The following is a 16,802-nucleotide window of genomic DNA, read 5'->3' as shown; positions in this document are numbered from 1 at the left end:
CTTTCATTTCTCAGGCAGCCTTGTCTTGTTGAGTTACGTTGCCAGCGCGGTACAGCCGGCCAAATTCTGTATTCAGAAACTCGGGTAACTTGACTTGTTCCTGTCGAATAAATCCTTGCGACGGCAGCACACCCGTCCGCATCAAATCCACAACGCCCAGCACTCCCGCAGCGGTTGTTACTTGAATTGCACTCCAAACCCGCCGGTCTATGGTGCGCGCGAAGGATTTGTTGATCAGAGATTTCTCGCGCAGCGATCCATCGATCGTGCCACGTGCAGTGCAAAAAACCAAAACCACATCTTGATCCGTGCGTGGCAACGCATTCTCGAAAATGTTTTTAAGAAGGTCCTTGCGCTGTCCCAGCCCTAGGTCATTTAACAGCAAACGCAAAATATCCCGGTGTCCTGGATAGCGAATTGATCGATATGACACAGCCTGCGCTTTGCCTTCCAGGGTTTCGGGCAATGTTCCAAGCCCTCCCGAGGTGTTAAAGCATTCGTATTCGACCCCGTCATGGCCAAAGATTTCATAATCCTCCAACGGGGCAGTTTTGACGCATTGGCCATTTACGATTGCATCGCAGGGATTGCAGTATTCGTTGATCAAACCGTCAGTCGACCACGTCAGATTATATTTCAGAGCATTGGTTGGATACAAAGGCAGGGCGCCCACTCTCATATGCAGGCTGTCGATCTCGTCGAACTCTGCCGCCAGGGCCGCGCCGGCGATTCCGACAAAACCAGGTGCAAGGCCGCATTGCGGCATCATTGCGGTTTGGCTCTTACTTGCCAGCTCGCGCACTGCCTGCGTTGCCGAAACATCCTCGGTAAGATCAAAGTAATGAGCACCGACCGTGCATGCGGCTTTGGCGATTGCCGGAGTCAGAAAAAACGGGGCTGCGGAAATTACTGCATCAAATCCCTGCAACCCATGTATTAGATTGTCATCATCAGACGCATCAATCTGCCGTGTCGAAACACCCATCTTATTTAGTGCTGACAACGCAGCAAGATCATGATCAGCTATTGTTACTGAATAGTTCGCCGATGTTTTCAGCAAGGTGGCGATCATCTGCCCGATCTTACCCGCGCCGACAATGCAAATGCTCCAAGTCACGAAATGCCTCCATTTTTTGTTTCTTTTGATTATGAAAGGCAATTTGTTCGTTTCGCAGGGGTAATCATGACGAAATTCACGCCAGTGTCGGCGTTTTGACGAAAACTTCGGCAATATGCTGGCTGGCGAGACTGGAATCGATGGGTGCCATGACTTTCTCTACCTAAGGTAGCCGGGCTGAGATCAAGCCCCTCAAGCCAAACGTTTGACCCATTAGTACTGAAAAACTGGATACGATGTTGATCGCGAAAACCACCAGATTTGGCCGGATATTATGTGTCCAAGGGGTATTTGAATGCCCGTATTTGGAGACAAAAATTACTTCTTTCTCTTTTCAGGCGGTTTTGTGCTATGGTCTCAAGATAGTTTATACATTTAAAATTCTGGAGAATGTGAGTCCTTTGTCGGAAGCCCAAATTAGGAACTACAGGCTGCGCCCTCTGGAGAAGGTGGACCTGGAAACGGTAGTGCGTTGGTTTCAAGACGTTGAGGATTTGTCGCTTTTTGACCGGACCTCGCGCGTCCCGTTGAACCATTGGCAGACCGAAGACGCATGGAAGGACGTGATCGACGGATCTCATGCCGGATGCAAGTGTTGGTTTGTTGTCGAGACCGCCGAAGGACTGCCCTTGGGTTTGACAGGTTTAGAAGCAATTTCAAACATTAACCGCGATGCCGTTATTCCGCTGTTCGTAGATAAGTCAGCCCGTCGTATGGGTATTGGAATTCGCGCGGCAGCATTGACTCTGGACTTTGCATTTCGACAACTAGGGCTTCATCGGATCACGTCCTATTACCGCGCAGACAACCACAGCACACGGGACCTTGTTAGTCGGTTGGGTTGTCAGGTCGAGGGGAATATGCGGCAAGCGTGGTTCGCAGACGGGCGGTATCATGACATGGTCGTGGTGGGAATACTTCAACAGGAGTGGAGCAAACGGCGAGAGGAGTTGGCCAAAGAGCTGTCCAACAACATAACTATTAGCTTTGGTGACGGCGCATCAGATAGCTGGTGCTGGCCGCCGAGAGGTGCCAAGCTTGACTAGGACATTAAGATTCGCAACGCTCTTTCAAAACAAAATTCTGCTATATCTTATTCGTCAGTATCGCCGAAAAATTTTAGCTGAGTGCCCACTGTGAACAGTACACATTCTCAAACAACGATCAGGCAAAAGCTGGGCGCCGTCGTTTTCGCGGATGTTGTTAGCTATTCGCGGCTAATGAGCGAGAATGAGATGGCTACGTATAACGCGTTGAAGTCTCTGCTATCGCAGTTGGAACAAGTCTGCGAGCAACATCAAGGCCGGGTAATCGAGGTCCGTGGCGACGGAATTCTGGCGCTTTTTGAAACTGCCACCAGCGCAGTCGAATTCAGCGTGGAATTACACCGGATAGCAAGCCAGCACAACCAGGCGCGAGATGACGATCAACAGATCAAGTTTCGAGCAGGGGTTCATTTGGGCGAGGTCCTGATGGACGAGCGGGGCATTCACGGCGACAACGTCAACATAGCCGCACGATTGCAGGAAATTGCCGAACCCGAAAGAGTTTACGTCAGTTCGGCAGTCTACGATCAGATCCGAAACCGGCTGCGATATGGATATGAGTTCCTTGGACCCAAGCAACTTAAGAACATCCTGTCGCCGGTCGCAACCTATTGCGTACGCAGCGAGATTGAAGGCGCAACCATGGCTGCAACTCTGCGACCCGAAATGCAGCTCGAGGTGTTAGAACGTCCAGACATCCCATCTGTGGCAGTGTTGCCTTTTGCAAGCCAGGGCAGCGATGAGGACGATCATTGGGTCGCTGAGGGGCTGACCGACGACATTATCATGAACTTGTCCAAGTTCCGGAACCTATTCATAATCGCGCGGAATTCGTCGTTCTTCTTCAAGACACAGTCGATGCCTCCACAAGAAGCAGCGCGACGGCTGAATGTCCGCTACGTGGCTCGCGGTAGTGTACGCAGGTCGTCCAGCCGAATCCGCATCACAGCCGAGCTAATTGACGCCAATTCTGAACGAACGATTTGGGGAGAACGTTTCGACCGCAAAATCGACGACATATTCGACATTCTGGACGAAGTTACAGAATGTATCGTAGCGGCCACTGCAGTTATGATCGAAAGCCACGAAAAGCAGCGAATGGTCCAGTCTGTACCGTCCGACCTGCAGGCCTATGGATCGGTACTACAGGGGCAGCACCATATCCTGAAGTACACGCGGAACGATAACCGCAGGGCCCAGCACTGTTATGAGTCTGCACTCCAGCGCGACGGCGGTTATGCGCGGGCAGCGGCGGCGTTGTCGCGGACGCTAAATATCGATTGGCGGTATTCATGGACAGAAGACCCAAACAGCGCCTTGGACAAAGCCTTAAAGCTCGCACAACGGGCAGTCGAATTAGACCCGACTGACGCTCGCGGATTTGGCGAACTCGGTTATGTTCAGCTTTATCGTAAAGAACATGACTCAGCTATCGAGTCTTATAAACGTGCATTGCAACTTAATCCCAATGACGCAGATATGCATTCTGATTATGCTGACGCTCTGGCACATTGGGGTGACAACGAAGCTGCAATAAAACATATCCAACAGGCGATGCGACTGAATCCGTATTTTCCTGACCAATACCTCTGGCACTTGGGCGGCGCCTATTACAATCTGAAACGCTATGACGACGTAATTTCAGCGGTCAACAAGATGAATAACCCGACAGAAGGTCAGCGGGTTTTGGCCGCCAGCTACGCTCAATTGGGCAAAATGGATATGGCGAGGCAGATCGCCGACAAGCACCGCGCGGCTCATCCCAACTTTTCCCTTTCTCGCTGGGCGGAAGTTCAACCCGATCGTCTGGCGGACGATACCCAACATTTTGTTGAAGGTTTGGAAAAGGCAGGGTTCTGAACGTGAAAAAGGGCGCACGTCAAATGCGCCCCTTGCCTTATTTTAAGAGTGATTATTCGCCGCGAGCCTTTGCACCGCTGACTTTTGCACCACTCACTTTCGCTCCGCTAACCTTTGCACCGCTGACTTTCGCGCCGCTGACTTTCGCACCGCTCACCTTGGCTCCGCTGACTTTGGCGCCGCTCATCATAGGCGCATCATATTCGAAATAGACGTCCAGAAGGACTTCTTCGATCTGACCAGCGGCAATGTCCATACGGATCGTGTAATCAGCTTGATCATAGTTCCAGACACGGATGTCATTGGCCATCTGGTAATCCGCTGCCGCAACACCAGAAACCGAAGGATCCAGAGGCGCACGTGCCGTTTGCCGGGTTGTATCGGGGCCACCAGTGTTTTCCAGATTGAAGCCGCGCGGAAGGTTGCCCCCAGTGGCGCTTTCTCCATGTCCATGCACCAAGAATATCGTTGGCTCCGGCAGTTCGTAATAAGTTCCATCATATGCAAAGCCATAAATCCGGGCCAGGCGAGCATCGCCTCCGAACTGATCTCCGATGAAATTATTCACTCCACGACCGCGCCTGCGATCATCCTGTTCGATGAACAATTGTCTATTGTGAGTGTTGGAATCCTGTAACCAGAACGTATGTTTAAATTGGCGACCGCGCCGCACATAAACGTAAGATTGATATTGGGCTTTCTTCCGCTTGTCCAGGTTGAACGCACCAGCACCATCATCCACAACTTTGTAGATCCCAGATTCGGTATTGGCAGTGTCACCCTTTTGAACCAGAACCCTGTCGTCCAACCGGACTGTCACCCCATCAATAGTTGTGAACCCTGTGGGCAGAGAACCCGCCGCCGGAATTTCAACCGCTAGGCGAACGGATTTCTGTTTTAGTTTTAGATCGCTTAACTCTCTTCCAAACAATAATACTTCTGAAAAACTGAGTAAGGACTCAGACATATCAATTTCTCCCTATGGTAAGAAAGATGACGTCGTAGACCCCATCCACCCCTCTAACGCATCAATGCGCGCTCAGTCTCAAATATCATCCCTTGCGCACAAGTTGCCACAAAACGCGGCCAAAAACAAAGACTTTCAGGTCGTTCTACTCTGGTTTCAATGTTCGAACTGAAGATGCGTGACTGGTCCCATCCGGTTTGCTCAGACGCGGGCCAGGTCTCGTAAGCCCAATTTCGCGCATTCTAAAGTTGCCTTCAATGATCCTGCGAAAAGCACCTCCGGTGATCTCCTGATCAACGACCAACAGCGCACGCTCAACTCCAAAATAACTGAGCATGTCCGCATCCAGCATCTCCCACGCGTCGGCGAGATATGAACCCAAAAGATCCCTGGCCTCGACCAATGCAATTCTGAAACCCTCTGGATTTTCCGCGTAATGCTCGTCGAACAAATCCTGCATTATCTCGTTATATTCCGGGGTACCCTCAAGTTCATCCGACAAGTCCTCCATCTCGGGATCAATCACGTCGTGCGCCACCAACCTTTCGTGATAGATATCCACCAAGATGTCGAACATCGCGCCGGTCAAAGGTTCCGATAGCGCATGTTCACTGGACCACCCGTGTGAAAACTCGGACAGAACCCGGTCGTTGGCAGCGATCCTAATCTGCGCATTTTGAGAAAGTTCGGCAAACCGACTGAGGCGGTTATAGGTGTATAGGTTTCCCCTCGTGTTTCTAAGCAAGTCTTCGACAACCGACCCGAAATGCAGCGATGCAAGCAAGGCCACCATGTCCGCTGCGGATTCATGGAATCCGTAGTACTCGCCCGTTGCGTCTCCGTCGGACGGCAAACCGATGACGCTGTATATTATTGCATGTCCAATTTCATGCGCCACCACATCAAAATTCAAGCTATATGGCCGGTATTCTTCCCCATGCTCAGTTGTGCCACCGGTTTCCAGAAAGCCCCATCCGATATGCGCGTTGTCGAGGCTTGGCAGTAAAGACAATTCCAGCCGATCAAAGTCCTGTTCGAAATGCCACGGTATAGGCCGCCCGAAATACCCCTCCCAAACATCCATTGTGAAATGCGCGGACCCAAACAAATGCGCGGCTTCAAAAGCCGGATCAGACGGATCTATGTGAATGAAATTGCCGAACTCATCCGGTTCAGGCGGCGGAAGAATGTATCCGTCCCAAGCTGGAAGGTACATCTGCGGCCCGTCAGGTCCCGGGATCATCGCCCCATATGGCGTCGTCTTGCCAATCGGGTTCATTGCGTACATCCGAGGCCCAGAAGGGCCTGGGCCGATAGAGCCTTGCGGCGCAGAGATTTCAACCATCTCGGGTTTCATGCCCGGTTCCAGAAATGGCGATTGCGGATACAAAAGGAACCGGGTGCCCGGCATCTCTTCTTCAGCAGTCACGGACCAGTCCATCTATCTCCCCCTAGGATTTCCCAAGCGGTGCGGCACCGATTAAATCACAATGACCGCCTTAAGCCTGGGACCTGTCAAAATGACAAAACAAGTATTCGGCTTCAATCAATTCAATCAACTCTTCACGCCCTTCCAGACCAAGCGCAGTTGCATAGGATTCAAGATCATCAGGTACGTCGCGGTCAAGACATGTTTCAAAATACCACATCAGGATCCGGGTCCGATTGGTCGGGTCTCTTGTCTTGACTGCATCAGTCTGATCTTGCACTACCAACGATTTTCGGTGTGCTCGGTCCTTCAAATCCGAATAAACTCCATCGCGCCGCAGCTCATCTATTATGGCAACATTCAACGTGTGATTACGCTCGGCGATTGCCGCATCGGTGTGGCACTGATCAGCAAGCAGTGTCTCGTATTGCTGCAAAGTCAGATCATTGTCTTCCAGCCACGACATCAGATCCGAGCGTCGTGGCAGACCCGCTTCAAAGCGGTGGCGCGACATTTGCTGAACCAAATCGTTGCGCTCCAATTGGCGTTCAGCTCGGCGTGCTTCTTCTCTCGACAACAGGGCAAGAGCCGCTCTGTCCCGTAGGCGCGCGTAATGCGTCGGGGTAAGCCTTAATTCGTCTACCAAAGCAGCGTCACCTTCGATTCCCAAGGGGCGTTCGGCGTCAACGCGATCGCAAAGCTCGCGCCAAGCCAGCGTCCGTTCGACCCGAGCAGGTTCACCAGCAAGCTGCGCAGTTCCGCCAAGGTGTTGGGCCATCATTGACAGCATCTCGCGAGCGTCGTCGGCCTTTACGTCAACGCCACCCTGCGGCAGCCAATCAAGGAAAGCTTCTATTCCAGCAAGTCCGGCGGCGGAGCCTGTGATCCTGTCCCAACCTCGGTCGCGATAATTCAGTTCCTTCGTCAATCGCACCAGTTCAACAGCTGTATCAGGAGGCAAAACGCCTTCTTCCCGCGCCTTTGTTACAGTTGCACGGACCGAGACCATAGGCTCGCTCAAAGGTTTGAACCCAAGTTCCGCAGGGCCGTGAATAACAGCAACTTCATCGTCGTCGAGGATTGTGCCACTCAAGTAATCCTGGAACACGCGGCCCACACCGATCATACCAAAGTCTGCCAATTCGGCGGCACGTAATGCACCCATGCTTGCGCTGCCGTAGACCGGAATACCCTGTTCCATCGCCCACAGAATTTCCTTATGCCAAACGGATGGAACCCCATCAAAATACCCATCGATAATTCCGATGGCTTTGGGATTGCTTTTGACTGCACGATAAACGTCACCCTGTTGCACCGGAGGCAGAATAGTCGCATCAAGAATTTCCGAAACACTGTTGGCCGAAAGTGTTGGCCCTACAAACACAATTACATTCATGCGTGCACTTTCGCGGCCTGTCTCGCACGTGGCCCTGCCACGAAATCCGGGTCGTCATGCGGTGCCTCAAGACCCGGGATTACAGCCCGAACAACCGAGATGTCAATTTCAGGTCGCGAAAGGTCTACGATCACAATCTGCGGTATTCCAACAACGGAAAGCTGGGTCTTAATAAGAGCCAAATCTTCATCAAATGAGTCAGTCATATGTGTCGGGCACATCCTGAAATCCTCGCTCGCCGCGGAGTTTTGGATCAGATCCTGAATGTACTGTCCACGCCAGGATCGAGATGAACTTGAGAATTCGTCTGGATCCAGATCGTCTCTTGCACCAGATATGTAAGTCAGTCGGGTTTGCGCAGCTTCGGTTAACGCCCGCAACAGCGCGATGGATCGGTCCGGGTGACATCCATCCCCAATACCGATATGGCCGGATACGGCACCCAATTCGCAGATAACGCAACGGAAACTCGCAATCCCAATATCCGAGGTTGTGTTCCAAATACCAAGGTCCAAGCCCGCTGCAGCGATCCTTTCCATCGCTTGCCGGCACCTTTGATCCTCAATTGTCCCGGGATCGATGCGCGCCTGAGGACCTCGGAAATGCCAAAGCGTTGTTGCGTCCCGCTCGATCAGTTCACAAATTGCATGGCAAGTTGCCTCTGTCAGATCATTCCCTGAAGCCAATCCATTGGTTGTTCTAGGAAAGGCCCGGCGGCCACTGACTGGCGATGAGGTGTAATCTGTGTCGACCATCTCATAGGGAACCCAGCAAGGGCGTCCCTTCGTCAAATCCTGCCCCTTGACCCATAGGATACTGGCATGCGGGACGAAACGACCGCCGGTGACCTCAGGCAGTTTGTCAACCTCAACGACATACTCAGTCTCAACAAGGTCGGAATAGCTGGCGAGGCGTAGACCCAACTCGATCCGTTCGGCATGCCAGGATTCAATCGCTTCCATTACCCCCGAGGCTTGGGCCGCACTCAAAGAGAGCCCCTTGCCCAGTGAGACCGCAACCGAACGCGAATTGGGTCTTGTGACCATGACGGTGGGCAAGCCGATGCGGTCCAATCCGGTAATGTTAGCGATGCGGGTTATGCCCATATCCTTGAGAAATGGCTGTACAACGGCCAGAGTTTGTTCCGGATCCCGCAGTCTGTGGGTGTCGTGCATATACGTCTTCTGAGAATTTCCAGGCATACGCTAACCTTGCCATTCCATTGAAAAAGAACCCGAAACCCCGACAAAACAATACCCGAGGTCCGTAACGGTTCGGGTTAGGATGCTGAATCAGACAGCGTGGGTCAACAGCGCCGGTTTTTCAGGTATGTTTTTATTGAATGATTGATCCCCCTTGCACGGACTGGTCTCTACAGTTAAATCGGCCTTCGCATAGCCTCAATAGCTCAACCGTTAGAGCAGATCCTTCATAACCAGCGGGTTCATTCGCAATTGACGCTCGAGGCCAGTAGGTTAGAGAAGGCGCGCAGTAACGAGTAGGGCCAAAGTAGGGCCGCGGAAAAAGAAGGAGGCCGCTGTAGCTCAGCTGGTAGAGCACGTCATTCGTAATGATGGGGTCGGGGGTTCGAGTCCCTTCAGCGGCACCATTCTTCTTCGGAAACACTCCAAATTTAACACTGGAATCAACACCTTCGACAAGTTCGCAAAGTGACGTTTGCGCTTTCGGTTTTCAGACATCCGGGCTAGGCTGCGCTCAGGAATGGCAGATAGAGCCAGTCTCGGGGCGTATTAACCCCTCCGGTAACGGTCAGTGTCGATCGTAATGACACCTCCTCGAACCCTAAGCGTATCTATTTTCAACAGCGCGTTGCTGTGAAAGGGAACGCTTCGGTTTCGCGGATAGCCGCGCAGCCCTTCGCAACAGTTGGCAAGCAGGCGGCCGCTGCGATGTAATATTGGGCCACGAGATCAAATGCTCTTTGAACATACGGTTCAAACTCATCTCTTGGCGTTTTATAGCTCATCGCACTATTTTTTTTGATAATTTTTCCAAAAACACCGGCGCGCAATGATACCGCCCAATTTCTTCTATAATTGCAAATACTCACTTTAGCACTTCAGACTGTCGCACCTTTCAGACGAATGGCTGTGCCAATACTGCCGGCGCAGACGCCCACTACGATGGCAATCACCAATTCGAGTGTTTCGACATGGGCTAGTTGCCAGCCAGCGAAGATTAGTGTCTCGATCACGCCGACCACACCGCCCATTAACGCACCCAACCAAAGTTTGCGCGTCATCATGCCCAGCGCCAACCCGAGAATACCGGGCAGGCTAAGGACATTGCCACCGATGGTTCCGAGAATATCCAGCATTGTTGCGCTACCTTCAGTCTGTGGAATTTTGCAGGAATGAACGAATATCGTCGCCAGCGGCTGCGTGTTTCTCAAGCGGTTCCGCTGCTTGGGCACTCAGCTCTTCTGTAACCTTTTGATACTCTTCGAGATAATCGGGCGGCAAACTATGAGCGATACCCTGATGGCAATCAATACAGGTCATATTGTTGTCAATGGCGCGTTGATGCTCCGAGGCTGCACGTGCCTCCTGAATGGTGAAGTCCATATAGGCAAAGTTATGACAATTCCGACACTCACGACTGTCGGATTCCTTCATTTTTTTCCAAACAGCCGATGCCATGCTCAACCGATGTGCCTCGTACTTCTCGGACGTGCCAATGGTACCAACCAACTCGTGATAGACATCCTTGACCGCCATGACCTTGGCTTTGATCTTATGGTTCCATTCATGAGGGACATGACAGTCCGAGCAGATCGCGCGGACGCCGGAATGGTTGTTGTAATGGATCGTCTGCCGATACTCACCAAGATTGGTTTCCATCGAGTGGCATGAGGTACAAAACTCTTCTGTATTGGTCAGTTCAAGCGTCCAGTGAAATCCACCCCAGAAAAGGATGCCTGCCAAAAACCCGGCGATCAAAGTAAATCCGACGCTGAGTACGGGTATCGGGCTCCAGAACCAGTCCCATATGCGACGGATACGGCCTCGGTTGTCTTCTGCCATCTTGCGCGCTCCTTATGCGATCCGTTTCGATCAGTTGCCGTAGGACGGCACAAAGACGTTTTCGACCAGCGGTTCAGTGTCGGCCTGTGGCACATGGCATTGATTGCAGAAATACCGTGTGCCCGCGATGTGATCCAGTTCGTTTCCTTCGCGATCAAGGTAATGGGTCATAGATAGGGTAGGTGCATTGCGTTCCCCCGCCTTGGTCCAGTCATGGCAAGACAGGCATTGATTGGTTCTCAGGTCGATCTGATACTGGGTAATCGAATGCGGGATGAGAGGTGGCTGCTGACGGTAGTTCCTGACCATGCGCCCCTCGCGCCCTTCCCACTGAAGGCTCATATTGACAACGCTTGGTGCATCCGGCGGCGTACCGCGCAGGTCCTGAAGCTCCTGAGCCAGAGAAATGCTGCCAACCACAACTAACAGGGCAGCGACTATAGCGACTATCTTTTTCATCTTGCATGTTCCTTATATTTGGCTGGACGGCTGTTTGTTGATTGCCATCGCTGCTTTAGGCACGCTCGACTTTGCAGGCGCATTTTTTGAAATCTGTCTGCTTGGAAAGCGGACAGGTCGCATCAAGTGTCAGTTTGTTTGTAAGTTGCCCTTCATCAAACCAAGGCATGAAAACCAATCCGCGTGGCACCTTGTTTCGACCTTTGGTCATGATCCGGCTAGTCACTTCGCCCCGGCGGGTCTTGATCTTGATTTCCTGACCGTGCCGCAATCCGCGATCCGCGACATCGTCCGGATGCATATAGAGAACCGCCAACGGGAACGACCTGTGCAACTCGGGGACCCGGCGCGTCATCGACCCAGAATGCCAATGTTCCAGAACGCGGCCAGTGCAGAACCACAGATCATATTCCTCATCCGGGACTTCCGGCGGCGCTTCGTAAGGTGCGAATATAATCTTGGCTTTCTTGTCGGGGAACCCATAGAATTGCAGCTCCGAACCCGCCTCAACATACGGATCATGGCCCTCACGATAACGCCAGCGTGTCTCTTTGCCATCGACAACCGGCCAGCGAAGACCGCGTTCTTCGTGATATCGTTCAAAAGGCGCGAGATCGTGGCCATGGCCACGACCAAATTCGGCGTATTCTTCAAACAGGCCCTTTTGTACGTAAAAGCCAAAGTGGTTGGCGTCGTCATTAGGATGGCCGTGTTGGATTTCGCTCAGCGGGAACTTATCGACATTGCCGTTGTTGAAAAGGATTTCATACAAAGTTTTCCCGGCCATTTCGGGCGTAGTAGCAACAAAGTCTGCGCCCCACGCTTCCTCAACGGTAAAACGTTTTGAGAATTCCATAAGTTGCCAGAGATCAGATTTGGCATCGCCCGGGGCGTGCACTTGCTGGCGCCACATTTGGGTCCTTCGTTCCGCGTTTCCGTAGCACCCTTCTTTCTCGACCCACATCGCTGTTGGCAGAATAAGATCTGCCGACATTGCCGTGACCGTTGGATACGGATCTGAAACAGTCACGAAATTGTCCGGGTTGCGATAACCTGGCCAGCCTTCCTCATTCATGTTCGGTGCGGCCTGCATATTGTTGTTACACTGCACCCAATAAGCGTTCAGCACCCCATCGTTCAGCATGCGGTTTTGCAAAACAGCATGGAAGCCCACTTTATCCGGAATTGTACCCTCGGGAAGCTTCCAGATTTTTTCTGCTTTGGCGCGATGTTCAGGGTTAGTAACAACGTAATCGGCAGGCAACCGATGGGCAAAAGTGCCGACTTCCCGGGCTGTACCACATGCCGACGGCTGCCCTGTTAACGAAAATGGAGAGTTGCCGGGTTCAGAGATTTTGCCTGTCAACAAGTGTACATTGTACATCAACGAATTCACCCATGAACCACGGGTGTGTTGGTTAAAGCCCATTGTCCAAAGGCTCATAACCTTACGATCGGGATCGGCATACTGCTGGGCAAGGCGTTCAAGTTTTTCAGCGGGCACACCGGACAATTCAGCTGTGTATTCCAAAGTGTAAGGCTTAACCGACTCAGCATACTCATCAAAACTAATCGCGGTAAGTTCGCCGGAATTCGGGTTGGCGGCGGCCAACTGAAGCGGGTTTTCATCTCGCAAGCCGTAGCCGATGTCCGTGGCGGTTTTAGTGATGTTAACGTGTTTGGACAGGAACTCTTCATCCACCGCCCCGGTCTGGATAATGTGATTGGCAATGTAGTTAAGTATTGCCAGGTCGGTCTGCGGCGTGAAAACCATCCCGTTGTCGGCAAGTTCGAATGAGCGGTGTTCAAAAGTAGAAAGCACATGAACCTGACAGTCTGCCTTTGTCAGGCGCGTGTCAGTAAGACGCGACCACAGGATAGGGTGCATCTCGGCCATGTTCGAACCCCACAAAACAAATGTGTCCGCGGCCTCCAGATCGTCATAGCATCCCATAGGTTCGTCCACGCCGAAGGTGCGCATAAAGCCTACGACGGCTGACGCCATGCAGTGCCGTGCATTAGGGTCAATGTTGTTGGACCGAAACCCTGCCTTCATTAGTTTTGACGCAGCGTACCCTTCCCACACGGTCCATTGGCCAGAACCGAACATGCCGACCCCTTCGGGACCCTTGCTTTTTAGAGTCTCTTTCCACTTCTCGGCCATAATGTCGAAAGCCTGATCCCATGAGACAGGCTCGAACTCTCCGTCCTTGGCGTACTCACCGTCCCTCATGCGCAACAAAGGTTGGGTCAGCCGATCTTTCCCGTACATGATTTTGGACAAGAAATAGCCTTTGACGCAATTGAGGCCCCGATTAACCTCGGCTTGCGGGTCGCCCTGTGTCGCGACAACACGGCCATCCTTCGTTCCCACCAGAACGGTGCATCCGGTCCCGCAAAACCGGCAAGGTGCCTTATCCCATTTGATATCCGGGACACCGACCTGTGCATTGGCTTTGCCTGTGGTCAGCGTCAAACCCGCTGTTGAGGCCGTGGCAGCGGCAGCAGTCGCTTTCAGAAAGGTCCGACGGGATTCAGAGATGGTCATATCGGGGTCTCCGGTGTTAAATTTGATGAGAAGCGATATTCTGCGGATGAGTATCCGCTGGATCTTCGAAATGGTGATAGGTTAGGGACAAAGAAATTACGCCCGGCACATGGTGCAGATCCATAATCGTCTCTGATGCAAGGCGGTTTGGCGTGTCCTCGACGACCACGACAAGGCGGCCGTCCTCGGTAGCTGCGTGAACTTCGGCACCCTCCACGCTTTCAATTCTATCCCGGGCAGCCTTCAGTGAATCAGGCGACACATGAACAAGGCAGCCACATATGTTCATTGGCTTACCTCCAAAATTGGATTGTCGTTGCGCTTCAATGTGACTGCACCAGCGGGACACGCACCGACGCATGCGCCACAACCCGTGCATGTTTCGGCGTCCAATTCAGGCACATACAACCCACCAAGCTGGGGGCGAAAACGCAGAGCGTTTTCCGCGCACGCGTCCTGACAAACTCGGCAGCTGACACCATTCAACGCCAAGCAGGACTCAGCAATTTTTGCAAGCCAAGGCCAATCCTTAATCCTTGTTTTTTCCAACGCACCGGTTGGGCAAGCTTCGGCACAAGCGGTGCAAAAAGTGCAGCTCCCCGAATCGAAACTAAGGGCGGGCCATCCCTGACCATCGATGGAAATAATATTTTCCGGGCAGGCCGGAACACAGTCATTGCATTCCTGGCACAGGTTATAAAACTCGTCACCAATTGCACCTGGCGGCCGGATGGCTTGGCGATCTGGTCGCAGCGCTTTGCCGGTCATAAATGCGCGCCGGCTTGCTTGCTTGTTCATTAGCTTGCCACCTCCGGTTCAACAGGCCACACGCTAAATGTGCCCGTACCAGAGCTAGCCTAGCACGTAGTTTGAAAATTTGACCCACTTGATTTCGGATGTGATAATTTTTTAATCTAATATTTGAATTTATTAAATCTTTTCCCAGATCGGACTGGTTTTAAGTAGAAAGGAACTCGACTCTAATCGGGTCAGATCGATAGTTCAAGCCCGTTTTTCTCCGATTGAAGTCACTCCCAGAACTGAAAGAACCTTTTCTTCAATATGTTCTGCGTTCATCCCTGCAGCCGCATACATATCTGCCGGATTGGCTTGATCTATGAAAGTGTCGGGAAAGACCATGGACCGGTACTTCAACCCTTCATCAAATACACATTCATCGGCAAGCAATTGTGCCACATGGCTGCCAAACCCGCCAATGGCACCTTCTTCTACCGTTATCAAAGCCTCGTGTTCCTTTGCTAGTTCAAGAATCAGGTCGCGATCCAAAGGTTTGGCAAAGCGCGCATCCGCTACGGTGGGTGTGACCCCACGCGCAGTCAGCGCCTCGGCAGCCTTTTGAACCTCGGTCAACCTTGCACCAAAAGACAACAAGGCGACCCGCGCCCCTTTCTGGATCAGACGGCCCTTGCCGATTTCGATGACCTCGCCCCGTTCGGGAAGCTCCACCCCAACACCTTCGCCACGCGGATACCTGAACGCGATGGGCCCCTCGTCATGCGCCGCGGCGGTCGCGACCATGTGTACAAGCTCAGCCTCATCGGCTGCGGCCATGACAACCATGCCGGGCAGGTTGGACAGGTAGGCGATATCAAATGATCCTGCGTGAGTCGCTCCGTCCGCGCCGACCAAACCTGCGCGGTCAATTGCAAATCGAACGGGCAACCTTTGGATAGCAACATCATGCACAACCTGATCATAGCCTCGCTGCAAAAAGGTTGAATACATTGCACAGAACGGCTTCATTCCACCAGCCGCCAAAGCGGCTGAAAATGTGACCCCGTGCTGCTCAGCTATCGCCACGTCGAAACAACGGGAAGGATAGCGCTCGGCAAATAGGTTCAAACCTGTTCCGTCCGGCATCGCTGCTGTTACGGCAACAATTCTGTCGTCCCTTGCTGCTTCATCCACCAGGGATTTTCCAAACACCGACGTATAGGACGGCGCGTTCGAGGGCGTCTTTTTCTGCTCGCCTGTAACAACATCAAACTTGGCAGTAGCATGCCCTTTGTCGCGGGCCCGTTCGGCAGGGGCGTAGCCCTTGCCCTTTTTAGTAAGAATGTGAATCAGCGTAGGCCCGGTCGCACGCGCTTTGACTGCGCGAAGAACAGGAAGCAACTGGTCCATGTCGTGCCCATCGATAGGACCGATATAGGAAAAGCCTAGCTCTTCAAACAGCGTTCCCCCAACGGCCATACCTTTAAGCATTTCTTTCGCGCGTTTCGCCCCCTCGCGAAAAGGTTCGGGCAACAAGGACACTGCGCCTTTGGCCGCCGCCTTGAGATCATGGAACGGTTCTTCGGCATAGATGCGCGACAGGTATGTCGAAAGGGCACCGACTGGCGGAGCGATGCTCATCTCATTGTCGTTCAGGATAACGATCAGACGCTTTTTCAGATGCCCCGCGTTGTTCATCGCCTCAAACGCCATGCCTGCTGACATTGAGCCGTCACCGATGACAGCAATTGCATCACCCAGACCTTCAGGAGTCACGCCAGCCAGATCACGCGCAACTGCAAAGCCCAGTGCAGCGCTGATCGAGGTCGAACTATGGGCCGCTCCAAACGGGTCGTATGGGCTTTCACTCCGTTTAGTGAAGCCGCTAAGGCCGTCTTTTTGACGAAGCGTTCGAATGCGATCACGCCGCTCAGTGAGTATTTTGTGAGGGTAACATTGATGCCCCACATCCCAGACGATTTTATCGCGCGGTGTGTCAAACACGGAGTGCAGGGCTGTTGTAAGTTCAACGACCCCCAGGCCAGCGCCCAAGTGCCCACCCGTTGTGGAAACCGCGGAAATCGTCTCGGCCCGCAGTTCATCCGCCACTTGCTTTAACTGAATATCTGACATCTGCCTGAGATCCGCAGGGCGGTTCACAAGGTCCAGCAGCGGTGTGTGCGGGCGTTCAGACGTCATCG

General features: G+C 52.6%; 15 protein-coding genes and 1 tRNA gene. 3 read left to right on the top strand and 13 right to left on the bottom strand.

Annotation, left to right across the window (positions count from 1 at the left end; genetic code table 11):
* Nucleotides 1-10 precede the first annotated feature (10 nt).
* Entirely contained in the window at nucleotides 11-1,117 is a 1,107-nt protein-coding gene (locus tag GOV45_RS03455) for a saccharopine dehydrogenase family protein (RefSeq protein ID WP_170474240.1), read from the bottom strand.
* Between the two features lie 392 nt (nucleotides 1,118-1,509).
* Here GOV45_RS03455 and GOV45_RS03450 point away from each other — a divergent pair, with 392 nt between their 5' ends.
* Complete coding sequence (locus GOV45_RS03450) at nucleotides 1,510-2,163, top strand: GNAT family N-acetyltransferase (RefSeq protein ID WP_367648202.1); 654 nt, start codon at nucleotides 1,510-1,512, stop codon at nucleotides 2,161-2,163.
* 90 nt (nucleotides 2,164-2,253) lie between these two features.
* Entirely contained in the window at nucleotides 2,254-4,023 is a 1,770-nt protein-coding gene (locus GOV45_RS03445) for an adenylate/guanylate cyclase domain-containing protein (RefSeq protein ID WP_170474235.1), read from the top strand.
* A 52-nt stretch (nucleotides 4,024-4,075) separates the two neighbouring features.
* Here GOV45_RS03445 and GOV45_RS03440 read toward each other — a convergent pair whose 3' ends face one another.
* The 4 genes from GOV45_RS03440 to GOV45_RS03425 all read right to left on the bottom strand — a co-directional run bounded on the left by GOV45_RS03440 (nucleotide 4,076) and on the right by GOV45_RS03425 (nucleotide 8,990).
* Nucleotides 4,076-4,990 carry a pentapeptide repeat-containing protein gene (locus GOV45_RS03440; protein WP_170474232.1) on the bottom strand — a complete coding sequence of 305 codons (915 nt, stop codon included), beginning with the start codon at nucleotides 4,988-4,990 and terminating at the stop codon, nucleotides 4,076-4,078.
* Between the two features lie 145 nt (nucleotides 4,991-5,135).
* Nucleotides 5,136-6,431 (bottom strand): hypothetical protein, encoded by a 1,296-nt coding sequence (locus tag GOV45_RS03435; protein ID WP_170474229.1) that lies wholly within the window; start codon nucleotides 6,429-6,431, stop codon nucleotides 5,136-5,138.
* 58 nt (nucleotides 6,432-6,489) lie between these two features.
* Nucleotides 6,490-7,815 (bottom strand): TfuA-like protein, encoded by a 1,326-nt coding sequence (locus GOV45_RS03430; protein WP_170474225.1) that lies wholly within the window; start codon nucleotides 7,813-7,815, stop codon nucleotides 6,490-6,492.
* Entirely contained in the window at nucleotides 7,812-8,990 is a 1,179-nt protein-coding gene (locus tag GOV45_RS03425) for a YcaO-like family protein (protein WP_254447887.1), read from the bottom strand. Before GOV45_RS03425 ends, GOV45_RS03430 begins: the two co-directional genes overlap by 4 nt.
* Nucleotides 8,991-9,348: 358 nt before the next feature.
* On the opposite strand from GOV45_RS03425, the gene GOV45_RS03420 reads away from it, so the two are divergent.
* Nucleotides 9,349-9,424, top strand: a tRNA-Thr gene (locus GOV45_RS03420).
* 210 nt (nucleotides 9,425-9,634) lie between these two features.
* On the opposite strand, the gene GOV45_RS03415 is transcribed toward GOV45_RS03420, so the two are convergent.
* The 8 genes from GOV45_RS03415 to dxs all read right to left on the bottom strand — a co-directional run bounded on the left by GOV45_RS03415 (nucleotide 9,635) and on the right by dxs (nucleotide 16,800).
* Nucleotides 9,635-9,802: a hypothetical protein gene (locus GOV45_RS03415; RefSeq protein WP_170474219.1), complete on the bottom strand. Its 168-nt coding sequence runs from the start codon at nucleotides 9,800-9,802 to the stop codon at nucleotides 9,635-9,637.
* Between the two features lie 93 nt (nucleotides 9,803-9,895).
* Nucleotides 9,896-10,153: a hypothetical protein gene (locus GOV45_RS03410; protein ID WP_170474216.1), complete on the bottom strand. Its 258-nt coding sequence runs from the start codon at nucleotides 10,151-10,153 to the stop codon at nucleotides 9,896-9,898.
* 13 nt (nucleotides 10,154-10,166) lie between these two features.
* A complete protein-coding gene (locus GOV45_RS03405; RefSeq protein ID WP_170474213.1) occupies nucleotides 10,167-10,859 on the bottom strand; it encodes a NapC/NirT family cytochrome c in 693 nt (230 codons plus the stop codon).
* A 30-nt stretch (nucleotides 10,860-10,889) separates the two neighbouring features.
* Nucleotides 10,890-11,318, bottom strand: a complete 429-nt coding sequence (locus GOV45_RS03400) for a nitrate reductase cytochrome c-type subunit (RefSeq protein WP_170474210.1) — start codon at nucleotides 11,316-11,318, stop codon at nucleotides 10,890-10,892.
* Between the two features lie 55 nt (nucleotides 11,319-11,373).
* Entirely contained in the window at nucleotides 11,374-13,866 is a 2,493-nt protein-coding gene (gene napA / locus GOV45_RS03395; RefSeq protein WP_170474207.1) for a nitrate reductase catalytic subunit NapA, read from the bottom strand.
* A 16-nt stretch (nucleotides 13,867-13,882) separates the two neighbouring features.
* Complete coding sequence (locus GOV45_RS03390) at nucleotides 13,883-14,155, bottom strand: chaperone NapD (RefSeq protein ID WP_170474204.1); 273 nt, start codon at nucleotides 14,153-14,155, stop codon at nucleotides 13,883-13,885.
* Entirely contained in the window at nucleotides 14,152-14,664 is a 513-nt protein-coding gene (napF, locus tag GOV45_RS03385; RefSeq protein WP_170474201.1) for a ferredoxin-type protein NapF, read from the bottom strand. The genes GOV45_RS03390 and napF overlap by 4 nt, the downstream gene beginning before the upstream one ends.
* Nucleotides 14,665-14,868: 204 nt before the next feature.
* Nucleotides 14,869-16,800, bottom strand: coding sequence for a 1-deoxy-D-xylulose-5-phosphate synthase (dxs, locus tag GOV45_RS03380; RefSeq protein ID WP_170474199.1), 1,932 nt, complete (start codon nucleotides 16,798-16,800; stop codon nucleotides 14,869-14,871).
* Nucleotides 16,801-16,802 lie beyond the last annotated feature (2 nt).

This window comes from Ruegeria arenilitoris, assembly GCF_013035425.1.
Lineage (GTDB): Bacteria > Pseudomonadota > Alphaproteobacteria > Rhodobacterales > Rhodobacteraceae > Ruegeria > Ruegeria arenilitoris_A.
This window is presented reverse-complemented; position numbering and strand designations above follow the sequence as displayed.

Excerpts from the sequence above, each read along its gene's own strand:
- GOV45_RS03440 (WP_170474232.1), bottom strand. The coding sequence starts at position 4,990 with ATGTCTGAGTCCTTACTCAGTTTTTCAGAAGTATTATTGTTTGGAAGA.
- GOV45_RS03435 (WP_170474229.1), bottom strand. The coding sequence starts at position 6,431 with ATGGACTGGTCCGTGACTGCTGAAGAAGAGATGCCGGGCACCCGGTTC.
- GOV45_RS03430 (WP_170474225.1), bottom strand. The coding sequence starts at position 7,815 with ATGAATGTAATTGTGTTTGTAGGGCCAACACTTTCGGCCAACAGTGTT.
- GOV45_RS03425 (WP_254447887.1), bottom strand. The coding sequence starts at position 8,990 with ATGCACGACACCCACAGACTGCGGGATCCGGAACAAACTCTGGCCGTT.
- GOV45_RS03415 (WP_170474219.1), bottom strand. The coding sequence starts at position 9,802 with ATGAGCTATAAAACGCCAAGAGATGAGTTTGAACCGTATGTTCAAAGA.
- GOV45_RS03410 (WP_170474216.1), bottom strand. The coding sequence starts at position 10,153 with ATGCTGGATATTCTCGGAACCATCGGTGGCAATGTCCTTAGCCTGCCC.
- GOV45_RS03405 (WP_170474213.1), bottom strand. The coding sequence starts at position 10,859 with ATGGCAGAAGACAACCGAGGCCGTATCCGTCGCATATGGGACTGGTTC.
- GOV45_RS03400 (WP_170474210.1), bottom strand. The coding sequence starts at position 11,318 with ATGAAAAAGATAGTCGCTATAGTCGCTGCCCTGTTAGTTGTGGTTGGC.
- napA (WP_170474207.1), bottom strand. The coding sequence starts at position 13,866 with ATGACCATCTCTGAATCCCGTCGGACCTTTCTGAAAGCGACTGCTGCC.
- GOV45_RS03390 (WP_170474204.1), bottom strand. The coding sequence starts at position 14,155 with ATGAACATATGTGGCTGCCTTGTTCATGTGTCGCCTGATTCACTGAAG.
- napF (WP_170474201.1), bottom strand. The coding sequence starts at position 14,664 with ATGAACAAGCAAGCAAGCCGGCGCGCATTTATGACCGGCAAAGCGCTG.
- dxs (WP_170474199.1), bottom strand. The coding sequence starts at position 16,800 with ATGACGTCTGAACGCCCGCACACACCGCTGCTGGACCTTGTGAACCGC.